12 protein-coding genes are annotated in these 17,778 nt (G+C 72.7%); 5 read left to right on the top strand and 7 right to left on the bottom strand.

Annotated features, from left to right (window positions below; translation table 11 throughout):
• Positions 1-4 precede the first annotated feature (4 nt).
• The 5 genes from OHU35_RS04950 to OHU35_RS04970 are packed head-to-tail and all read left to right on the top strand — an operon-like array spanning position 5 to position 5,392.
• The gene (locus tag OHU35_RS04950; protein ID WP_229872931.1) at positions 5-1,357 is read left to right on the top strand and encodes a sugar ABC transporter substrate-binding protein; all 1,353 of its coding nucleotides are present in this window, start codon (positions 5-7) and stop codon (positions 1,355-1,357) included.
• A complete protein-coding gene (locus tag OHU35_RS04955) occupies positions 1,354-2,265 on the top strand; it encodes a carbohydrate ABC transporter permease (RefSeq protein ID WP_189724179.1) in 912 nt (303 codons plus the stop codon). Before OHU35_RS04950 ends, OHU35_RS04955 begins: the two co-directional genes overlap by 4 nt.
• Entirely contained in the window at positions 2,262-3,206 is a 945-nt protein-coding gene (locus tag OHU35_RS04960) for a carbohydrate ABC transporter permease (RefSeq protein ID WP_189724180.1), read from the top strand. The genes OHU35_RS04955 and OHU35_RS04960 overlap by 4 nt, the downstream gene beginning before the upstream one ends.
• Positions 3,207-3,236: 30 nt before the next feature.
• The gene (locus OHU35_RS04965; RefSeq protein WP_405504845.1) at positions 3,237-4,145 is read left to right on the top strand and encodes a 5-dehydro-4-deoxyglucarate dehydratase; all 909 of its coding nucleotides are present in this window, start codon (positions 3,237-3,239) and stop codon (positions 4,143-4,145) included.
• Positions 4,142-5,392 carry a glucarate dehydratase family protein gene (locus tag OHU35_RS04970; protein ID WP_405504847.1) on the top strand — a complete coding sequence of 417 codons (1,251 nt, stop codon included), beginning with the start codon at positions 4,142-4,144 and terminating at the stop codon, positions 5,390-5,392. The genes OHU35_RS04965 and OHU35_RS04970 overlap by 4 nt, the downstream gene beginning before the upstream one ends.
• Positions 5,393-5,429: 37 nt before the next feature.
• Here the strand turns inward: OHU35_RS04970 and OHU35_RS04975 are convergent, their stop codons facing one another.
• From OHU35_RS04975 to OHU35_RS05005, 7 genes are read right to left on the bottom strand one after another with little or no spacing between them, the layout of a single operon-like run.
• Positions 5,430-6,326, bottom strand: a complete 897-nt coding sequence (locus tag OHU35_RS04975) for a peptidoglycan-binding protein (protein WP_189724183.1) — start codon at positions 6,324-6,326, stop codon at positions 5,430-5,432.
• Complete coding sequence (locus tag OHU35_RS04980) at positions 6,326-7,870, bottom strand: DUF6519 domain-containing protein (protein ID WP_189724184.1); 1,545 nt, start codon at positions 7,868-7,870, stop codon at positions 6,326-6,328. Before OHU35_RS04980 ends, OHU35_RS04975 begins: the two co-directional genes overlap by 1 nt.
• A gap of 57 nt (positions 7,871-7,927) precedes the next feature.
• Entirely contained in the window at positions 7,928-10,111 is a 2,184-nt protein-coding gene (locus tag OHU35_RS04985; RefSeq protein ID WP_189724185.1) for a hypothetical protein, read from the bottom strand.
• Positions 10,111-13,920 carry a putative baseplate assembly protein gene (locus OHU35_RS04990; RefSeq protein WP_405504850.1) on the bottom strand — a complete coding sequence of 1,270 codons (3,810 nt, stop codon included), beginning with the start codon at positions 13,918-13,920 and terminating at the stop codon, positions 10,111-10,113. Before OHU35_RS04990 ends, OHU35_RS04985 begins: the two co-directional genes overlap by 1 nt.
• Entirely contained in the window at positions 13,917-17,027 is a 3,111-nt protein-coding gene (locus tag OHU35_RS04995) for a putative baseplate assembly protein (protein WP_359897095.1), read from the bottom strand. Before OHU35_RS04995 ends, OHU35_RS04990 begins: the two co-directional genes overlap by 4 nt.
• On the bottom strand, positions 17,024-17,428 hold the full coding sequence (locus OHU35_RS05000; protein WP_189724188.1) for a GPW/gp25 family protein: 405 nt from the start codon (positions 17,426-17,428) through the stop codon (positions 17,024-17,026). Before OHU35_RS05000 ends, OHU35_RS04995 begins: the two co-directional genes overlap by 4 nt.
• Positions 17,425-17,769: a hypothetical protein gene (locus tag OHU35_RS05005; RefSeq protein WP_189724189.1), complete on the bottom strand. Its 345-nt coding sequence runs from the start codon at positions 17,767-17,769 to the stop codon at positions 17,425-17,427. The genes OHU35_RS05000 and OHU35_RS05005 overlap by 4 nt, the downstream gene beginning before the upstream one ends.
• Positions 17,770-17,778 lie beyond the last annotated feature (9 nt).

Below are 17,778 nucleotides of genomic sequence, written 5' to 3' on the forward strand. Positions count from 1 at the left end.
ACCCATGCGGGATCGCCGACGCTGCATCGACATGCGGCTCCGCCGCGGGCGCCGCCTGGCTGCCGCGCTCGCCGTCTCGGGGCTCCTGTTCGGAACGGCCGCCTGCGGCTCCGGTTCCGGCAGCGCCCGGGCCGGCGATCCGAACACGCTGGAGGTGTGGACCCGGAGCGATCCGGAGTCCGCCCAGACCTATCAGAGGGTGTTCGCCGCCTTCACCAAGAAGACCGGCATCAAGATCGACTACCAGCCGGTCATGAACTTCGACCAGCAACTCCAGAGCCGCGCGTCCACCAAGGACCTGCCGGACGTCATGATCAACGACACGGCCCTGATGGGCAGCTACCAGGCCCAGGGCCTGCTCAAGCCCGTCACCCCGGACTCGATCGCCGGACATGACGAGATCACCGCCAAGTCCTGGTCCTCCACCGTGGGCCGCGACGGCCGGCACTACGGCATCCCGTACTCCCGTCAGGCGATGACGCTGTTCGTCCGCAAGGACTGGCGGGAGAAGCTCGGCCTGCCGCAGCCGAAGACCTGGCAGGACACCCTCGCCCTCGCCAAGGCCTTCGCCACCCGCGACCCGGACGGGGACGGCAAGAAGGACACGTACGGCATGGTGGTCCCCGGCAGCGCCCAGAACGGCTATGCCGCCTGGTGGGGCTCCAGCTGGCTGTGGCAGGGCGGCGTGCGGATCCTCGAGAAGGAGGGCACGGGCTACCGGCCCGCCATGGACTCGGCGGCGGCCCTGCGCACCGTCACCTGGATGAAGAAGAACCTCTTCTGCGGCGACAGCGGTGTCATCCAGCCCAGCGCCCTGACCTCCGTCACCGCGAACACCACCAACTTCCAGGACGGCAACGCCGGGATGTACCTCACCGGCCCGTACAACATCTCCACGTTCGACCAGGCGCTCGGCAAGGACAAGTACGAGGTCCTGCCCGCGCCCACCGGCCCGGCCGGAAACAACAACGTGCTGGCCGACGGCGAGAACGTCTACTTCGGCGCCAAGACCGGCAAGGCGAAGCAGGAGCAGACGCTCGCCGCCTTCCTCGTCTCCCCCGAGGGCCAGACACTCGCCATGACCGGCGACCACCAGCCCGTGGTGCGTATCCCCGTCAACTCCACGCTGGACGCCTCCAAGGTGCGCAACGACCCCCGCTGGAGTGTCGTGCAGAAGGCGTACGAGACGGCCTCGGTGCAGTTCCCCAACGCGCCCGACTTCGCCCCGATCAAGCAGGACACCGCCGACGCGCTCAACGCGATCTTCACGTACTGCGGCAGCGACGTCCGCTCCGGCCTGAAGGAACTCAACGACACCCTCGCCGGTGACCTCAAGGACCAGGACCTGTTGAAATGACCGCGACCGTGACGACTCCCGGGCCGCGCAGAGCCCGGATCCTCGGCAAGAGGGCCGTACTGCCCTGGCTGTTCCTCGCCCCGGGCCTGCTCCTCGCCCTCGTCTTCAAGTTCCTCCCCATGGGCAAGGGCGTCTGGCTGAGCTTCTTCGACGTACGGCCCTTCCTCGGTGACAAGTGGGTCGGCCTCGACAACTACACCCGGGTCCTGACCGACCACCGCTTCCAGGACGCCATCGGCCACACCCTGCTCCTCGGCGTCGGGATGTCCCTCGGCGGGATCGCCGTCGGCTCCGCGCTGGCGCTGCTGCTGGAGGGACAGGCCCGTTCGCTGAAGATCATCCGTACCGCCGTGTTCCTGCCCGTCGTCACCGCCACCGCGGTGGTGGGCGAGATGTGGCGGCTGATGTACTACCCGACCTCCGACGGCCTGATCAACAGTGGTCTGGGGCTGTTCGGACTGGGGCCCGTGCCCTACCTGGACAATCCCGACACCGCGCTGTGGGCGACGATGGCCATGGGCATCTGGATGCTCGCCCCGTACAACATGGTGATCATCCTCGCCGGACTGGCCGGCGTGGACCGCTCGTTGTACGAGGCCGCCGCGATGGACGGTGTCTCGCTGTGGCAGCGGCTGCGGCACATCACACTGCCCGCGATCCGGCCCGCCCTCGGCATCGTCCTCACCCTCGCCGCCATCCGCGGGCTGCGCGTCTTCACCGAGGTGTACGTCCTCACCGGCGGCGGCCCGGCCGGATCCACCGATGTGTGGATGACCCGCGCCTACACCCTCGGCTTCACCCGTAACGACATCGGCGGCGCCTCGGCCGCCTCCGTGGTTCTGCTCTGCGTGACGCTGCTGCTCACCGTCACGGTCAACTACCTCCGCAAGAGGGGAGACGTGAGATGAGCGCTCCCGCCATCGACCCCGTCCGGACCCCGGTGACCGCCTCTCCCGCGGGCAGGTCCGCCGGAAAGCAGCGCACCACCCCGGCCCGTTTCGACACCGCCCTCGGCTGGAGCGACCGGCCGGGACCCGCCTGGGCGCTGCGCGTCCTGCTCTGCCTGCTCGCCCTGGGCGTCTTCGCGGCGCCGTTCCTGACGATCTTCTCCGGTTCCTTCAGCGAGAAGGCCAGCGGCTCCACCCTGTCGTTCCTCCCCCACCACCCGACCCTGCTGAACTTCAACGTGGCGGGCGAGCGCGGCATCTGGGACTACTTCGGCAACTCCCTGGTCATCGCGGGCGGCGGACTGCTGCTCCAGCTCGCCGTCTGCACGCTCGCCGCGTACGCCCTGGCCCGGCACCGCTTCCGTGGGCAGGCCCTGATCCTGACCCTGTTCATGCTGACGATGATGCTCCCCGAGGAGGTCATCGCCATCCCGCTGTCCCTGGTCCTCGGGCATGTGCCCGTGGTCGGCATCGACCTCAAAGGCACCGTCTGGGGTGTGATCCTGCCGCTCGGCGCCTGGGGCTTCTCGGTGATGGTGCTCACCGAGTTCATGAAGGACATCCCCGCCGAGATCGAGGAGGCCGCCCGTATCGACGGCGTGGGCGAGCTGCGGATGCTGTGGCAGGTCATCCTGCCGCTGTGCAAGCCCGCGCTCGGCGTGGCCGGGGTGCTCGGCTTCATCATGATCTGGGACCAGTACCTGCTGCCCCTGATCGCCGCCAAGGACCCCACCGACTACACGGTCACCGTCGCCCTGTCCATCCTGCGCACCGACCCCGAGGTCGGCTCCGGGGTGGTGCTGGCCGGTGCGGTCATCGCCCTGATCCCCAGTCTGATCGTCTATCTGCTCCTTCAGCGCTCGCTGGTCACCGGCATCGCCGCCGGCGCCACCAAGGGCTGACCACCCCCACCCCCCACGTATGAGGGAGACATGAAGTTCCACGGAGTGCTGTTCTTCCCGGTCACGCCGTTCACGGCGGACGGCTCACTGGACGAGGAACGGCTGGCCCAGCACATCGAGTCCGGTGTCGCCGCAGGCGCGGGAGGTGTGTTCGTCGCCTGCGGCACCGGCGAGTTCCACGCGCTGTCGACCGAGGAGATCGAGCGGGCCACCCGGATCGCCGTGAGGACGACCGCCGGACGAGTGCCGGTCCTGGCCGCGGCCGGCGGCCCGCCGGTGGTCGCCCGGGACCAGGCCGCCCGCGTCGAACGGGCCGGCGCCGACGGCATCCTGCTGCTGCCGCCCTACCTGGTCAGCGCCCCGCAGCAGGGTCTCGTGCGGTACGTCCGGGAGGTCACCGCCGCGACGGGGCTGCCCGTCATCTTCTACCAGCGGGGCACCGCCCGGCTCACCGCGGACACGGCCGCCGAGATCGCCTCCCTGCCCGGGGTCGTCGGACTCAAGGACGGCATCGGGGACATCGAGCGGATGCACCGCATCGTCCGCGCGGTGCGTGCCGTGCCGGGCACGGAGGACTTCCAGTTCTTCAACGGCCTGCCCACCGCCGAGATGACCGCGCCCGCCTACCAGGGCATCGGCGTCGAGCTGTACTCCTCGGCGGTGTTCGCCTTCGCCCCGGAGATCGCCCTGGCCTTCCACCGGGCCCTCGCCGACGGCGACGACACCCTGGTCAACCGGCTCCTCGACGAGTTCTACGGCCCGCTGGTCGCCCTGCGCGACGAGGTCCCCGGCTACGCCGTTTCGCTCGTCAAGGCCGGGGTGACCCTGCGCGGCCTGGACGTCGGCGGCGTACGGGCGCCGCTGCTCGATCCGGAGCCGGAGCATCTCGCCCGGCTCGCGAAACTCCTCGACCACGGACTGGAGGTGGCCGGCGCATGAGCTCCACGCGTATCCGCGAGCTGATCGTCACCCCGATCGCGTTCGGCGACCCGCCGCTGCTCAACTCCAACGGTGTGCACGAGCCGCTCGCCCTGCGGATCATCCTCCAGCTGGTGCTGGAGGACGGCACGGTGGGCCTCGGCGAGTCCCCGGGCGGCACGGCCCGCCTGGAGCGGCTGCACATCGCAGCGCGGACGGTCGTCGGCATGGACGTCTTCGACACCACGGCCGTCGCCGCCGCGATCGACGCGGCCCTGCTGCCGACCGTGCCCAGCTCCCACGAGCGCGGCTGGACCACCTCGGCGATCGAGGTGGCCTGCCTCGACGCCCAGGGCAAGCTGCTCGGCCGCCCGGTCAGCGACCTGCTCGGCGGCACGGTCCGCGACGCGGTGCCGTTCGCCGCGTACCTGTTCTACAAGTGGGCCGAGCACCCCGCGCTCGACGGCCGTCCGGCCATCACCGACGACTGGGGCGCGGCCCTGGACCCGGCCGGGATCGTGGAGCAGGCCCGGCTGATGCAGGAGCGCTACGGCTTCAAGTCGTTCAAGCTCAAGGGCGGCGTCTTCCCGCCCGACGAGGAGATCGCCGCGATCCGGGCGCTGGCGGAGGCCTTCCCCGGGCAGCCGCTGCGTCTCGACCCCAACACGGCGTGGACGGTGGAGACGTCGAAGTACGTCGCCCGTGAACTCGACGGCGTCCTGGAGTACCTGGAGGACCCGGCCAAGGGCATCGAGGGCATGGCGGAGGTGGCGAAGGACTCGCCCATGCCGCTCGCGACCAACATGTGCGTGATCGCCTGGGAGCATCTGAAGCCGGCCGTCGAGCAGAACGCGATCCAGGTCCTGCTCACCGACCACCACTACTGGGGCGGACTGCGTCGCACCCGTGAACTGGCCGCCGTCTGCGAGGCGTTCGGGCTCGCCCTGTCGATGCACTCCAACTCGCACCTGGGCATCAGCCTCGCCGCGATGACCCATGTCGGCGCGGCCATCCCCAACCTCGACCACTCGTGCGACACGCACTACCCGTGGAACTCGGCGGACGACGTGATCGTGCCGGGCGTGCTGGAGCTGCGCGACGGGGAGGTCAAGGTGCCCACCGGTCCGGGTCTCGGTGTGGAGCTCGACCACGACCAGCTCGACCGGCTGCACCGGCGGTACGTCGAGTCGGGGATGCGCGGCCGGGACGACACCGGCTACATGCGGCGCTTCCAGCCGGAGTACGAGCGGCTGCTCCCCCGCTGGTGACGGTGGTGCGCCCCTCCGCGGGGAGGGGCGCACGCTCTCACTTCCCGGACCGGGGCACCTTCAGCCGGTCCCAGGTGAGCTTGCCGGGGATGCCGTCGGCGTCCTTGCCGGAAAAGCCCTGCTTCTGCTGCCAGAGCGCGTAGGACCGGCGGTCGGCCTCGGACCAGTCGGGGCTCGGCCCCTCCTCGTAGCGGCTGCAGCCCTCGGCCACCAGACGGCGGCCCATCGCCGTGATGATCGGGGAGCGCTGCCCGACGTGGAAGAACGCGGCGCCCGGGAACGGCTCGTAGGACGGCTTGGGCGCGGGCTTGGGGTCCGGGTCCGGCTTGGTGCTGCCCCCGGCGCCCTTCAGCCGGTCGGAGATGCGCTTGCGCATGCCGTCCATGGTGAAGCCGCGCGGGTCCACCTTGCCCGGCTGCCACTCCTTGTGGCCGATGACGGAGCGCTCGGACCAGCCGTGGTGGCGGCAGATCGCCGCCGACACCTTCTCGATGGCCTCCTTCTGCGCCTCGGGCCAAGGGTCCTTGCCGTTGCCGAGGTTGATGCACTCGAAGCCGTAGAAGTGCCGGTTGCCGTCGGTGTCGGCCTCGTTGTCGCCCGGCAGCTTCGACTCGTTGATCACAGCGCGCAGGACATCGCTGTCGCCGAGACCGGCGTGGTTGGCCCGGCCGTTGCCGACCAGGTGCACATGGCCCTTCTTGTCGATGACGCCATGGCACAGCGGGCCGGGCAGGTTCGAGTAGCCGTCGTAGCAGATGTCGACGGAGGCGGCGGTGCCGGAGGTGACGGTGTGGTGGATCATCACGCCGTTCACCGGGCCCCAGGGGCCCTTGCTGTTGCGGTTGTGGGTGCGCCAGCTGCGGACCTCGTGGACGGTCACGCCCTCGGCCCGCAGGATCTCCACCAGCTTCGACGCGCTGAGCGGCTTGGCCATCAGTTGTCTCCTTCCACGGCGGCTTCCGCCTCCGCTGTGGTCTGGGACCTCCCCTGTGAGGGGTCCTCGGCGGCCAGCTCCTCGCGGCGGGCCTGTTCTTCCGCGGCGAGCGTCGCCTCGTCGGCGGCCGGCATGCTGCTCGCCAGCGGGCCGAACGCCAGGCGCAGGTCGACCGCGCTGCCCTCGCCCTTGATCAGGGCCAGCGGGGCGAAGTGCCGGGCGATACCGGCCGGCCCCTGGAGCAGCGGGCGGCGGGCCGGGTCGACCGGCCATTCGACGCCGCCGGTGGCGGTGCGGGCGGGCACGATCCAGTGGTCGCCGGTGCGGTAGGCGCCGCCCTTGGCGAAGTACACCTCGACGCCGTCCTCCAGGGGCAGCCACTCCCCCTCGGTGACGGGGATCGCGCCGCCGCGCAGGTCGGTGCTGCGGCCCTTGCGCTTGGGTCCGCCTCGGTGGTCCCAGCGGCGCAGGTACGGGTTCAGGTGCGCGAGCCGTCCGACGCCCGGGTCCGGTTCGGCCGAGAGGCGGACGCGGCGGCCGGGCAGGTCCAGTTCCTCGACGCGCAGCAGCGGCAGGGGCTCCAGGCGGGAGGCGTAGGCGGTGTCGGTGAACTCGACGTGGTCGCCGACGTCCAGGTCCAGCTTGTCGTCGTGGCCGAGGGACGCCAACTGCACCCAGGTGCCGTCGAGTTCGTCGACGGGGAAGACGACGGAGCCGTTCTCGCGGGACCACTTGAAGGTGGCGTCCTTCGCCTCGCCGCCCGCGTGGACCTCCACCCGGTACAGCTGGTTCTCCGGGCCGCGGTAGCGGGCGTCCGGCTTGACCAGGCACGGGTCCTCATCCGCGTGGTCGGGCCGCTCGCTGCGGGCGGCGAGCCGGGCCGAGGGGGCCGACTGGCGCTGTGCCCAGCGGGTGAAGGCGGCGCGGACGACCTCCTTGGAGGGGTCGGTCTCCTCGATCTCCAGCTGAGTGAGGGACAGCGGCAGTACCTGCCAGACGACCTTGAGGCGGGCGGCGGTGTCGGGCATGGCGGCGCCGAGGGCGACCTCGCGCAGCGCGGGGTCCTCGGCCGCGTTGACCGAACGCTCCCATACGTTCAGGTAGACGAGGAACGGCGTCTGGGCGGGCGAGGGCAGCCGGTCGCCGGGCTTCTCCGGGTCGCGGAAGGCATCCGGCTGATCCCAGTAGGTCCACTGCGCGGGCGGCTCCGGCGCGGACTCCTCGCTCTCCTCGTCGGTGACGGGCACCCCGGCCGCCGGGCGGTCGGCGTCGCACAGGATGCCGTCGACGTAGTAGCGGCCGCCGTGGACGACGAGGGTGTCGATCTCGTGCTTGCCGCCCACGTACTCGATGCGGAAGCCGGCGGCGTCGCGCGGCCCGCCGTGCGGTCCGATCAGGTCGGCGGCGAGGCTGCGGGCCTGGTGGAGCTGGATCGCGGTCTGCTCGTTGAGGTCGGCGTCGAGCTGGACGCGGCCCTGCTGGGCGACGACCGCCGAGTAGTGCCGCTCCGGCCGGAACGTGGAGCGGGAGAGGTCTGCGTGCATGAAGGGTGTCCCCCCTGGTTCAGAAGTGCGGGTTCACGAAGTCGGTGGCGGTGCGGCTCACGTCACGAAGAAGATCCCGGCGTCGGTGCCGGCCGGCGTGTACTCGGCGAGCCTGGCCCTGAGGCCGTCCTCGCGCTGCGGCCGGTACAGGTCGTGGAAGGCGCCCATCTCGGCACCGTCGTCCGCGCCGCGCCGGATCTCCTCGGGGCACCCGTCGGACAACAGCGCGTACCAGGGCGTCCCGTAGCGCTGTGACGTGAAGAGCGGCTTGGTGTCCGGGCAGCGGTGGCGGCGCGGGGTGCGTGAGCCGGTGGGGACGGAGGAGTGGCGCACGCAGCCGATGCCGCGCCGGGCCACGTGGAGCCGGCCCGTGAAGACGCTGTTCTCGGCGATCTTCACCGCGTGCGTGTGGATCTCGCCGATGACGGTGGTGCGGTGCAGGTGCAGCACGGCGTGGGCGTGGCGGCAGTCCGGGGCGGACAGGGCCTCGCGGTCGTCGGCCGTGGCGTCGAGGACGCTGTCCCGGATGTGGATGTCGAGGGGGTCCTCGCCCACCTCGTCGCCGATGACCTCGATGGTGCCGAGGATGCTGTGCTCGATCTGGAGGCAGGCGGTGGTGCGGTCCAGGACGATGCTCGGCTCCTCGGGCGAGTGCGGATCGCACTCGGGCTCCAGGGACCAGCCGGGCACGAGCGTGCTGTGCCGTACGACGACGGCGCCCATCGCGCCGGTCACGTTGATGCCGCGGCCGGCGACCAGCAGCCCGTCGAGGACGACACGCGGCCGCTCCTGCGGGGCGCAGTCCTCCGACACCGCGCGGATGTTGAGCGCGTCGGGGCGGTTGCTGTACCAGTCGAGCAGGCGGATCACGGGGCGTGTGCCCTCCGCCGCCCGCAGTTCGAGCCGGTCGCCCGGGTCGAGGTCGAAGTCCAGCTGCTCCTGGTAGGCGCCGCTGTGGGTGATCTCGATGATGCCGTCGGGCCCGGTGCGGCCGGCCCGGCGGTCGTTCTGCCAGGCCCGGTAGGCGTCCATGATCTGCCGGTAGGGCTGTCCGGGCCCGACCCGGTAGAACTCGGCGTCGGGACGCGGCTCACGGTCGCGTTCGTACTCGCCGCCGCCCATGTCGGCCGCGAACGCGTAGTGGTAGTCGACCCACACGCCCTGCCGGGGCGCGGACCGCGAACCGAACGCGATCCGGCCCAGTTCCGGGTCCACGGCCACTTGTCCGCGCTTGGGCCGGTAGCGCCAGTCCGACAGATCGGCGACCACGATGTCCGAGGGCGGCACGGGGTTGTCCTCGCCGTCGCGCCGGATGACGAAGCTCTTGCCGGGCCCGTAGTAGTCGAGCAGCCGGTCGTGCAGAAGACGGCGGGTGACGAACGCCGGCACGTTGTCGACGGTGGCGGTGGGGGTCCCCCCGCTCGAGCGAAGCCGAGAGTGGGGGAGCGTCGGCGAGGGCTCCGGGAACGGCTTGGTGACCAGCGGGGTGTCGTTGCCGAGGATCGAGAAGGTGTAGAGGTTGCGGGCCCGGTCGATGCAGTAGGCCGGGGTCCGGGTCAGCGCGTACGCGTTCAGCCGCCATACGAACAGGGCGACACCGGCCGGGGTCCAGCCGCCCTGCCGGTGCCGTGACTCGGCGCGGCGGACGTCGGCCGTACGGGCCGAGTTGGCGAAGGGGCCGCCGCCGAGGGCGAGTTCGGCGCCGTCGCGCAGGTCGGTGAGACGGCCGCGCTCGCCCCGGTGGGTGCCCGTGCCGTACAGCTTCACCGGCTGGGTGTGGGCCACCTGCCGGGACAGTTCGACGGCGCGCGCCGGCCAGGCCGCCACCTGCTCGGACAGTTCCTCCAGCAGGTGCAGGGTGCCCTTGCGGCGGCGGCTGGCGACCGTGGCGGCCACGTCCCGGCGCGGGGCGACGGCCTCGGCGAGGGCGGCCCGGCCGCCGTCGTGCAGGCCGGTGGTCAGGACGCGTTCGTAGCCGGGCAGGGTGCGGTAGCCGACGAGGTCGCCGAGGTACGGCAGCACCCAGGGGGCCGCCGTCTCCACGAACAGGTCCTCGTAGCCCTGCTGGACGCCGTCGCGGACACGGTCGACCTGCTCCGCGATCACGGCGAGCAGCGCGCGCAGCGGCTCACCCTCCTCGGCGTCGCGCAGCCGGTGCCAGCGGGGCAGCAGGTCGGCGAGCCCGTCCGGCTCCCTGGGCACCACCGGGGCCGGCGTCTCCAACTGGGGATCCGGGGACATCACTTGACCTCCGTCAGAATCAGGGTGTCCGCGGCCCGGGGCGACAGCAGCGCGAGCTGGGCCGGGCGGATGCCGCGGAAGACGTACACCGACCGGCCCTTGGGCAGGCGCCGGGTGTCGGTGATGTCGGGGTTGAGGCGCAGCAGTTCGGCGAGTGGGACGCCGTACTTCGCGCAGATCTCCGACAGCGTCTCGCCGTTCTCGGCGCGGACCGTGTGGATCTTCTCGTCGTACGTCGCCGGGTGCGCCGGGACGGACGCCCTGGGCGGGCCGGGCCGGGTGAGCAGCTCGGTGAGCTCCTCCGGGGTGGCGGAGGCGGGCACGCCGGTGAAGACGTCGACGTCCACGTAGTCGACGCCGGGCACGGTGTGGGCGGTGGCCAGGACCTCGGAGAGACGGGCGGGCCGTCCCAGCTCCCGGCCCTCGAAGCCGAGCCGGTTCAGCAGGGCCTGCCGCAGGCGCGGCTCCACTGTGTGCCAGGCGTGGTCGGGGGCCACCTTCACCTGGGCGGCGATCAGCAGCAGGACCAGTTCCCGGCCGTCCACGCGGACCGGGAGGTTCGCGTCCCCGTACTCGGTGAGGGCGCCGCGCAGGGCGCGCAGGGTGTCCGAATCGGGGGCGATGGGCACGTCGTCCGTGCCCGCCACCGTCACGTGCAGCACACGCCGCCGCCCGTCGAAGAGTTCGCGTGCCGAGGCCCTGCCGATGCCGGCGCGGGAGCGGGCGAAGTCCTCGTAGTCGGACTCGGACACCAGCCGGTCCAGCGCCGAGACGGCCAGCGGGACCGTACGGCGGGTCAGGCCGGGTCCGTCGGCGTCGGCACCGCCGGTGGCCGGGCGCGGGTTGGTGACCGCGGTGACGCCCAGCGGCCGGGTGAGGGGCTGGGTGACGCGGTCCGCGGGCACATTGGCGGCCCTGCCGGTGCCGAAGCGGTAGCGGGCGCGGACGTTCTCGTGGCCGGAGGGCAGCCGGGCGCCGTGCACACCGTCGCCGAAGGTCACGGTCGTCCGGCCGTCGGCCGTGGCACCGCTGATGTAGACCCGCTCGGTCGGGCCGCGTCCTGCGAGGCTGTCGACCTCGTGCCACAGCACGCCGTCGACACGGAGCTCCAGCACGGGGGTGGCCCCGAGGGGGTTGTCGTCGGCGAGCCACGTCAGCGGGGACTGCCAGAGCGCGAAGGTCTGGTTGACGCGGTCCGAGTCGCCGCTGCCGATGGCCTCCTCGCGGCTCTCGCCCTGGGTGGCCTCGACGACGTTGCCGAGGATGCGGACCGTCTCGCGGCGGTAGCGGTGGGCGAGGTCGGCGGTGAGGGTGAGCCGGGTGTGGACGTGGTCGCCGGGCAGCCGGGGGTCGACGGCCGGGTCGGCGGCGGCGATCGACACCACCTCGGTGGCGCGCACCCCTGCCGTGCCGGGGAGGTCACTGCGCTCCCCGGCCACGACGAGCGTGCGGCCGGGCCGCAGCCCCTCGTACAGCTCGGCGAGTTCGATCTCGTTGCCGTGCACGTCCTCACCGAGGGGCTCGTCGGCGAGACGCAGAGGCTCCCCCGCCGCGTGCACGGTGGTGTCGCGGATGTGCGACAGCAGGACGTCGAACTCGTCCAGCCAGGGGTCGGCGAGAGTGAGTTCGGTGCCCCGTCCGGTGATGCCGTAGTTGGTGTACGCGGCCGTACGCGCGGCCACCACCTGGGTGGTGACGAACGCCAGCTTCGGATCGCCGGGCACACCGCCCTCGGCTCCCTTGGCGGGCCGCTGGATCGCCACCCAGCTGCCCACCGTGATGCCCTCGTGCACGGTGTCCAGCTGGAGCGTGCGGCGGTTGACGGGCTCCGGCTTGCTGGCGATCACGACCTCGACGTTGGGCTCGGCGCTCCCCACCGTGTACTTGAGGCTGACCTCGTGGTCGCCGTGCGTGAACTGCTCACTGGCGCCCGGCCGCAGGGCGATCTGCTCGGACGTGCCGTTGTGGACGCCGACGTGGACCAGGCCCTCGTCGTCGGGCCGGGACACGAAGAGCGTGCGCTCGGGCAGGGCGGAGAGGAAGCGGGCCGTGACGCCAGGCTCCTGGGAGTCCGCCGGTCGCCGGTTGAGCCAGCTCAGGTCGCGGTCCTGGCCGGAGCGCACGGACAGCTCGACCTGGCCGGGGCCGAGCGTGAAGGTGACCGGCTGGGCGACGGGCAGGTTCTCCGCGCGCTGGTCGGAGCTGCTGCCCTCGACGTACTGGAACTCGGCCCGCACCGGGGACTTGCCCGCCGTGTCGAAGACGACCCGCATGGTCGCCAGCACCGCGCCGGTCAGCGGCCAGTCGGCGGTCCGGATGACCCGGCCGCGGTCGTCCTGGACCGGCTTCAACGGGGCCGTGGCACCGAAGGGAGCCGCGGTGACGCGCAGGGCGAGCAGCTCGCGCAGAAGCTGCCGCGTGCCGGGCGCGGCGGCCGTGCGCCAGGCCGGGTAGAGGCTGCCGAGGCCGGGGTTGAGGGCGGCCAGGAGGCGGGCGGTGTCGGTGCCCGGGAGCTGCCGGCCGGTATCGCCCCGGGGTGCGGGGGCGGTGGCACGCAGGGCGGGAAGTACGACACCCAGGGCGTCCAGAGCGGCAGCCCGCGAGTCGCCCTGAAGGGGCGCGGGGAACTGCGCGACCGGCCCCGACGGCCCCGCAGACGGCGGACCACCCATTTCCGTCTGGGCAGGGGCCAACTCCAGTGCTCGCTCGGCGAGTTCGGCGAGCACCGCCTCCAACCGCTCGAACCACGCCGCCACGTCCTCGTACGGCGCGGCCAGCACCTGCGCCTCGCCAAGACGCGCGAGAGGCTCGGCGAGCCGGGCCGCGAGCCGCTCGGGCGTCTTGACCTCCTCCAGGTCGCTACGGAGCGGTTCGAGGACCTGATCCTCGAAGTCCTCGATCAGCCGGCTGACCGGACGCGGGTTGGGAACCTCCGGGGTGGGCGGCTCCTCTCCCGGTTCGCCGGGGGCAGCGGGCTCGGCGGTCCAGCGACGTACCTCGTCGACGAGTTCCTTGAGAGTCGGCGGAGCCGACTTCGGCAGGGAGATCGCCGTGACCTCGTCGTCCCGGTCGACCCGCGTCTTCGCCACGGGAAGCAACTTGCGTGCGCCGCCGGCGCCTTCCCCGAAGACGAACAGCAACTGGTCGCCTGTCTGCAGGGAGAGTGCCGTGCCCTCGACGAAGAGCTCGGAGCGCTTCTCGAGGTCCTGCGGGGTGAGGAGCGAGGGACGGCGGCGGCGGACCTTCAGCTCGTTGAAGTCCCAGCGGGCCGTCAGGTCCCGGGCGGTCTCGAACGTCAGCGACGCCTCGTCGGCGGACGCGGGGACGCTGTGGCTGCGCGCGCCGCGCGGGATCAGCACGTTCTGCGCCTCGGCGCGCGGGTCGCGTTCGAGGGTGTACGCCAGGTGCGTGGCCGCGGCGACACCGGGACGCGGGCGGTGCCCGACGAGCCGGCCGAGCAGCACCAGGGAGCGGTGCTCGTCGGCGGTGCGGAGGTAGGCCTCGTCGGCGATCCGCTCGGAGTGGAAGGTGAGCAGGTCGCCGAGGACGGCCGTGGCGTCGAGCAGGCCGATCGCCGGGTCGTCCGGGGTGCGGACGGTGAGGCGGTTCAGCGCCGGGTACGCGGGCGAGGCCAGCCGGTCGAGCAGGGCGGCCAGGAAGGAGCCGTACTCGCCGACGCGGTAGTCCAGCGCGGTGCGGCCGGGCGGGTTGTGCGGCGGTGTCGGCGCGAGGCGCTCGTCGTGGCCGCCGCGGCAGGCGCCGCCGCAGCCGCAGTCGTCGGTCGCGGGGACCGGGTGCGGGTCCGTCATCGGGCACCTCCCAGGGATATCGCCAGCAGGCCGTTCTCCGGCCGGTCCGGGTCGTTGTCGCAGATGGCGATCTCCAGCGGGCCGAGCCGCAGCACGCCGTCCTCCCTCTCTCCTCGGTCCTGTTCGGACAGCCGGCGCAGCCGGGTGACCTCGACGCTCTCCACTCCGGGCACGGCCGCGGCGACGGCGACCAGGCGGCTGAGCCGGACCGGTTCGCCGAAGGTCAGCGCGTCGGGGTGGAAGAAGCCGAGCCGTCCGCCGGGCAGCCGTCCGCTGCCGAGCACGCGGTAGAGCTCGGCCAGGATCTGCCCGTGCTGGTGGCCCGGCTCGGCGCAGACGCTCAGCGCGATGTCGAGCGGCACCAGCCGGGCGGGCCCCACGACGAGGTCGTGGCCGATGCGCCGGTACGCCTCCAGGGCCTGGGCGACCGAGTCGAGCAGGCCCGGCGACGGGTCGGCGGTGCCGTACGCGTCGATCGCGATGTGTGCTTCCTGGACGCTGCCGGTCCAGCGGATCTCGGCCGCCGCCCGCTGCACGCCCGGCAGGGCGCCGGCGAGGGCGGCGTAGTCCTCGGCGGTGACCGCGCGCAGCCGGGTACGGCGCAGGTCGAGCGGGGCCAGCTGGCGTACCTGCTCGACGGGTTCGGGCCGGGTGCCGCCGGTGGCGGGCAGCGGGTTGCGCACCACGGCGGCCGGCGCCTCGCAGTCGCCCTGCACGACCAGGTGGTTGATGGCCTCGGCGCCGACGTTGCCCGCGGTGCCGCCGCCGAGCCGGTAGCGCAGCTCCAGGCGGGAGCCGGGCGTGGGCTTCGCGCCGTGCCGGCCGTCGCCGAAGCGCAGCGCGAGGCGCCCGTCGTCCTCCAGTTCGCCGACGAAGTGCCGCTCGCGCGGACCGCTGTCGAGCAGGTCGCGGCGCGGCTCCCAGGTCTCGTCCCCGTCGTGCGGGCGTACGGCGGGCAGCGCCCGGCGCGGGTCCTGGGCGAGGGCGGCGGTCGCCGAGCCGCGCAGCACCGTCTCCTCGGGGTGGAGTCCGGTCGCGTAGGCCGGGCCCCAGGCGTGGGCGATCTCCCAGGCGATGTGCCCGTCGAGGACGGTTCCCGCCCGGGCCCGGGCGGCGAGGACCTCGACGCGGCGCAGCTTGGTGTCGAGCAACTGGTCGCTGCGGTAAAGCAGTTCGCGCAGGGCGCGGACCGGGTGGCGGTGCAGTTCGAACCGCTCCAGCACGTTCAGGCCGTAGATGACGGCGAGTTCGGCGATCTCCTCCCGGCCGAGTCCGTCCCGGTCGCGGGCGCTGCGCCACAGCTCGACGAGCCGCTGCCGCACCCGGCCCGGGATGGCCGCGATCCGCTCGGCCTGCCCGGCGGCGACGGTGCCGGTGTCGGGGAAGGGCACCGCCTGGGTGACGGGCGTACGGCCGAGGACCGGGCGGAAGCGGGGCGCGATGCCCGGGTAGACGGACTGGGCGAGCAGCGTGCGCAGGGCGGCGGCCTGGGCGTAGGCGGTGCCGGGCACGACCTGTTCGTGCCGCTGCCCGGCGCTTTCCAGGCCGAGGCCGGCCCGGTTGGTCGCGGCCTCGCCGACGACGTCGAAGAGTTCGCGGACGTCGTCGGGTACGAGGGCCCGGCCCGACTCGGCCTTGTCCGTCAGGGCGTTGATCAGCCGTGCGGGAGCGTTGCCCTCCGCGGTGTCGTGGCAGCCGAAGGCGGGAGGGTCGCAGGGGGCGGTCACGGCGGGCACGGGCGGCACGGTGACCGTCTCGGGCAGGCCGGTCAGCGTCCGTCCGTGGTCGGCGAGGACGACGTTGCCGCGGGCAAGGGTGACGTCCTCGACGGGCAGGCAGTCGCGTCCGCCGCGGGTGGTGAGGCAGAGCGGGAAGCGCAGCGCGTCCTCGGCGGCCCAGGTGATCTCCAGGACCGGCTGGTCCTCGATCCGGTCGAGTCCTGGTGTGACGGAGGTGATCCGGACGGCCTGGCGGTGGGCGGGGTCGGCGTCGCCGGGGGTGCCGGTGCGCGGGCCCTTCACCTCCTCCAGGACGAGCACGTCGCCCGGCCTGAGGGCCAGCCGGCGCTCGCGGCAGGTCTCCGGGTCCACCCACGCGTCCCGCAGGGTGGCGGCGGTGGCGCCCTGGGGCAGGGTGCACACCTCGCCGCCCCAGGTCCACAGCCGGATGGCGTTGTGCGCGACCCGCAGCTCCAGCGGGTCGGTGGCGACGACCGGTTCGAAGACCTCCACCGAGCCGCGCTCGTCGAGGTCGCCGAGGTCGGCCTCGTCGATCACCGTGCCCGGTTCGGGGCGGTCGTGCGGGTCGAGGCTGCGCACGTCGACGGAGGCGAAGCGGAAGGTGCCCGGGGCGAGCGTCCGGTCGTCCGCGGTCCGGACGGTGACGTACGCGCGGGCGTTGCAGCCGTCGTGCATCGCGTAGTCGATGAGCTTCACATGGCGGCGTACGGAGACCCGGCGGCGGGCGGTGTCGAGGTAGGCCTCGGTGGCGACCGCGTCCTGGTGGTAGCTGATCTGGTCGCCGGTGTGGGCGAGGAGTTCTACGAGGGTCATGCCCAGGTCGGCGGGGTTGCGCTCGGCCCAGTCGGGGGTGGTGAGCGCGAGCCGGTCCAGGAGCAGCTTGCGGATGGTCTCGTAGTCGCGAGCCGTGTAGTCGATGACGGGCGCGGCGGGGAAGTCCGTCTCCGGCCCGTGCTCGTCCTTGCAGTCGAAGGGGGTGGGGCAGTCGGGCCGGAAGGAGAACGTGGCGCTGTGGTAGCGCTGGTCGAAGCCGCGGTACGGCTCGGTGCCGGGCCGTCCGTACGGGTCGGTCTCGACGAGGGAGAGCCGGTAGCGGGAGGTGTCGCCGGCCCGGTCGAGGGTGACGTAGAGCCGGTCGTCGAGCTCCGGGTCCTCCTCGCGTTCGACGCTGACGTCGACGGCGGTGATGCCGGTGACGCGGCGGCCGCCGTCGATGCGGACGTTCTCGGGGCAGAGGCCGTGCGGGGCCTTGCCGAGGAAGGTGACGGTGAGCAGCAGGCCGTCGTCGCCGGTCTCGACGGTGTCGACGCCGTTGAGCTGGGCGGCCCTCACCTTGCCGCGGCGGGACGTTGTGGTGCCGGTCGTCATGCGGCGGCCCTCCCTTCGAAGACGTCGTCGCGCCGGGTGCCGGTGGCCCGGACGGCGTAGGACAGGTACACGCGGACGACGCCGTCCTCATCGCCCTCGCTGACGATGTCGAGGCCCTGTACGTCGATGAGGTCGCCGAGCCAGCGCTGCAACGCGGCCTGCACGGACAGTTCGAGCGTGCTGATCAGCTCGGGACTGTTGGGCGCGAACACCAGGTCGAGGAGTCCGCAGCCGAAGTCGGGGCGCATGACGCGTTCGCCGGGACTGGTGAACAGCAGTTGCTCGATCAGGTCGTGCACGTGCTCGCCGTGTGTGGCGTGCGCGGTGCGGCCGCGGCGGTCGGCGCGGAAGGGGAACGCGATGTCGGAACGGGGCCTGGCGGCCCGGCTGGTGGGGTTCATCGGACGGTGACCTTTCGCTGCGCGGCCTGGACGACGGGCGGCCCCTGCGGGACGAGGGCCGCGCTGAAGCACTGGGCCGCGGAGGTGTCGAGCAGCACGGGCGCGCCGTCGACCGTGATGCCGGTGGTGTCGGCGGTCCAGCGGACCGTGACACACGGCGAGGGCACCCGGTCGACGGTGTGCGGGCAGCCGGTGACCACGTAGGAGTGCGCGGCCGTGGCGACGGCGGCACCCGCGACGCGGACGCCGCCGGAGGGCGGGGTGGCCGCGGTGACGCGCCCGCCGTGCGGGCAGCCGAGCACGGTTCCGGCGTCGAGGAGTCTTCTGTTCGTACCTGTCACTTGCTGGAT

The sequence above is a fragment of the Streptomyces purpurascens genome (genome assembly GCF_045040895.1).
GTDB lineage: Bacteria > Actinomycetota > Actinomycetes > Streptomycetales > Streptomycetaceae > Streptomyces > Streptomyces purpurascens.

Bases quoted from the DNA above. Each gene is read 5' to 3' on its own strand.
- OHU35_RS04990 (WP_405504850.1), bottom strand. From the start codon at position 13,920: ATGACGGACCCGCACCCGGTCCCCGCGACCGACGACTGCGGCTGCGGC.
- OHU35_RS05000 (WP_189724188.1), bottom strand. From the start codon at position 17,428: ATGAACCCCACCAGCCGGGCCGCCAGGCCCCGTTCCGACATCGCGTTC.
- OHU35_RS04975 (WP_189724183.1), bottom strand. From the start codon at position 6,326: ATGGCCAAGCCGCTCAGCGCGTCGAAGCTGGTGGAGATCCTGCGGGCC.
- OHU35_RS04995 (WP_359897095.1), bottom strand. From the start codon at position 17,027: ATGACGACCGGCACCACAACGTCCCGCCGCGGCAAGGTGAGGGCCGCC.
- OHU35_RS04965 (WP_405504845.1), top strand. From the start codon at position 3,237: ATGAAGTTCCACGGAGTGCTGTTCTTCCCGGTCACGCCGTTCACGGCG.
- OHU35_RS04955 (WP_189724179.1), top strand. From the start codon at position 1,354: ATGACCGCGACCGTGACGACTCCCGGGCCGCGCAGAGCCCGGATCCTC.
- OHU35_RS04950 (WP_229872931.1), top strand. From the start codon at position 5: ATGCGGGATCGCCGACGCTGCATCGACATGCGGCTCCGCCGCGGGCGC.
- OHU35_RS04980 (WP_189724184.1), bottom strand. From the start codon at position 7,870: ATGCACGCAGACCTCTCCCGCTCCACGTTCCGGCCGGAGCGGCACTAC.
- OHU35_RS04985 (WP_189724185.1), bottom strand. From the start codon at position 10,111: ATGTCCCCGGATCCCCAGTTGGAGACGCCGGCCCCGGTGGTGCCCAGG.
- OHU35_RS04960 (WP_189724180.1), top strand. From the start codon at position 2,262: ATGAGCGCTCCCGCCATCGACCCCGTCCGGACCCCGGTGACCGCCTCT.
- OHU35_RS04970 (WP_405504847.1), top strand. From the start codon at position 4,142: ATGAGCTCCACGCGTATCCGCGAGCTGATCGTCACCCCGATCGCGTTC.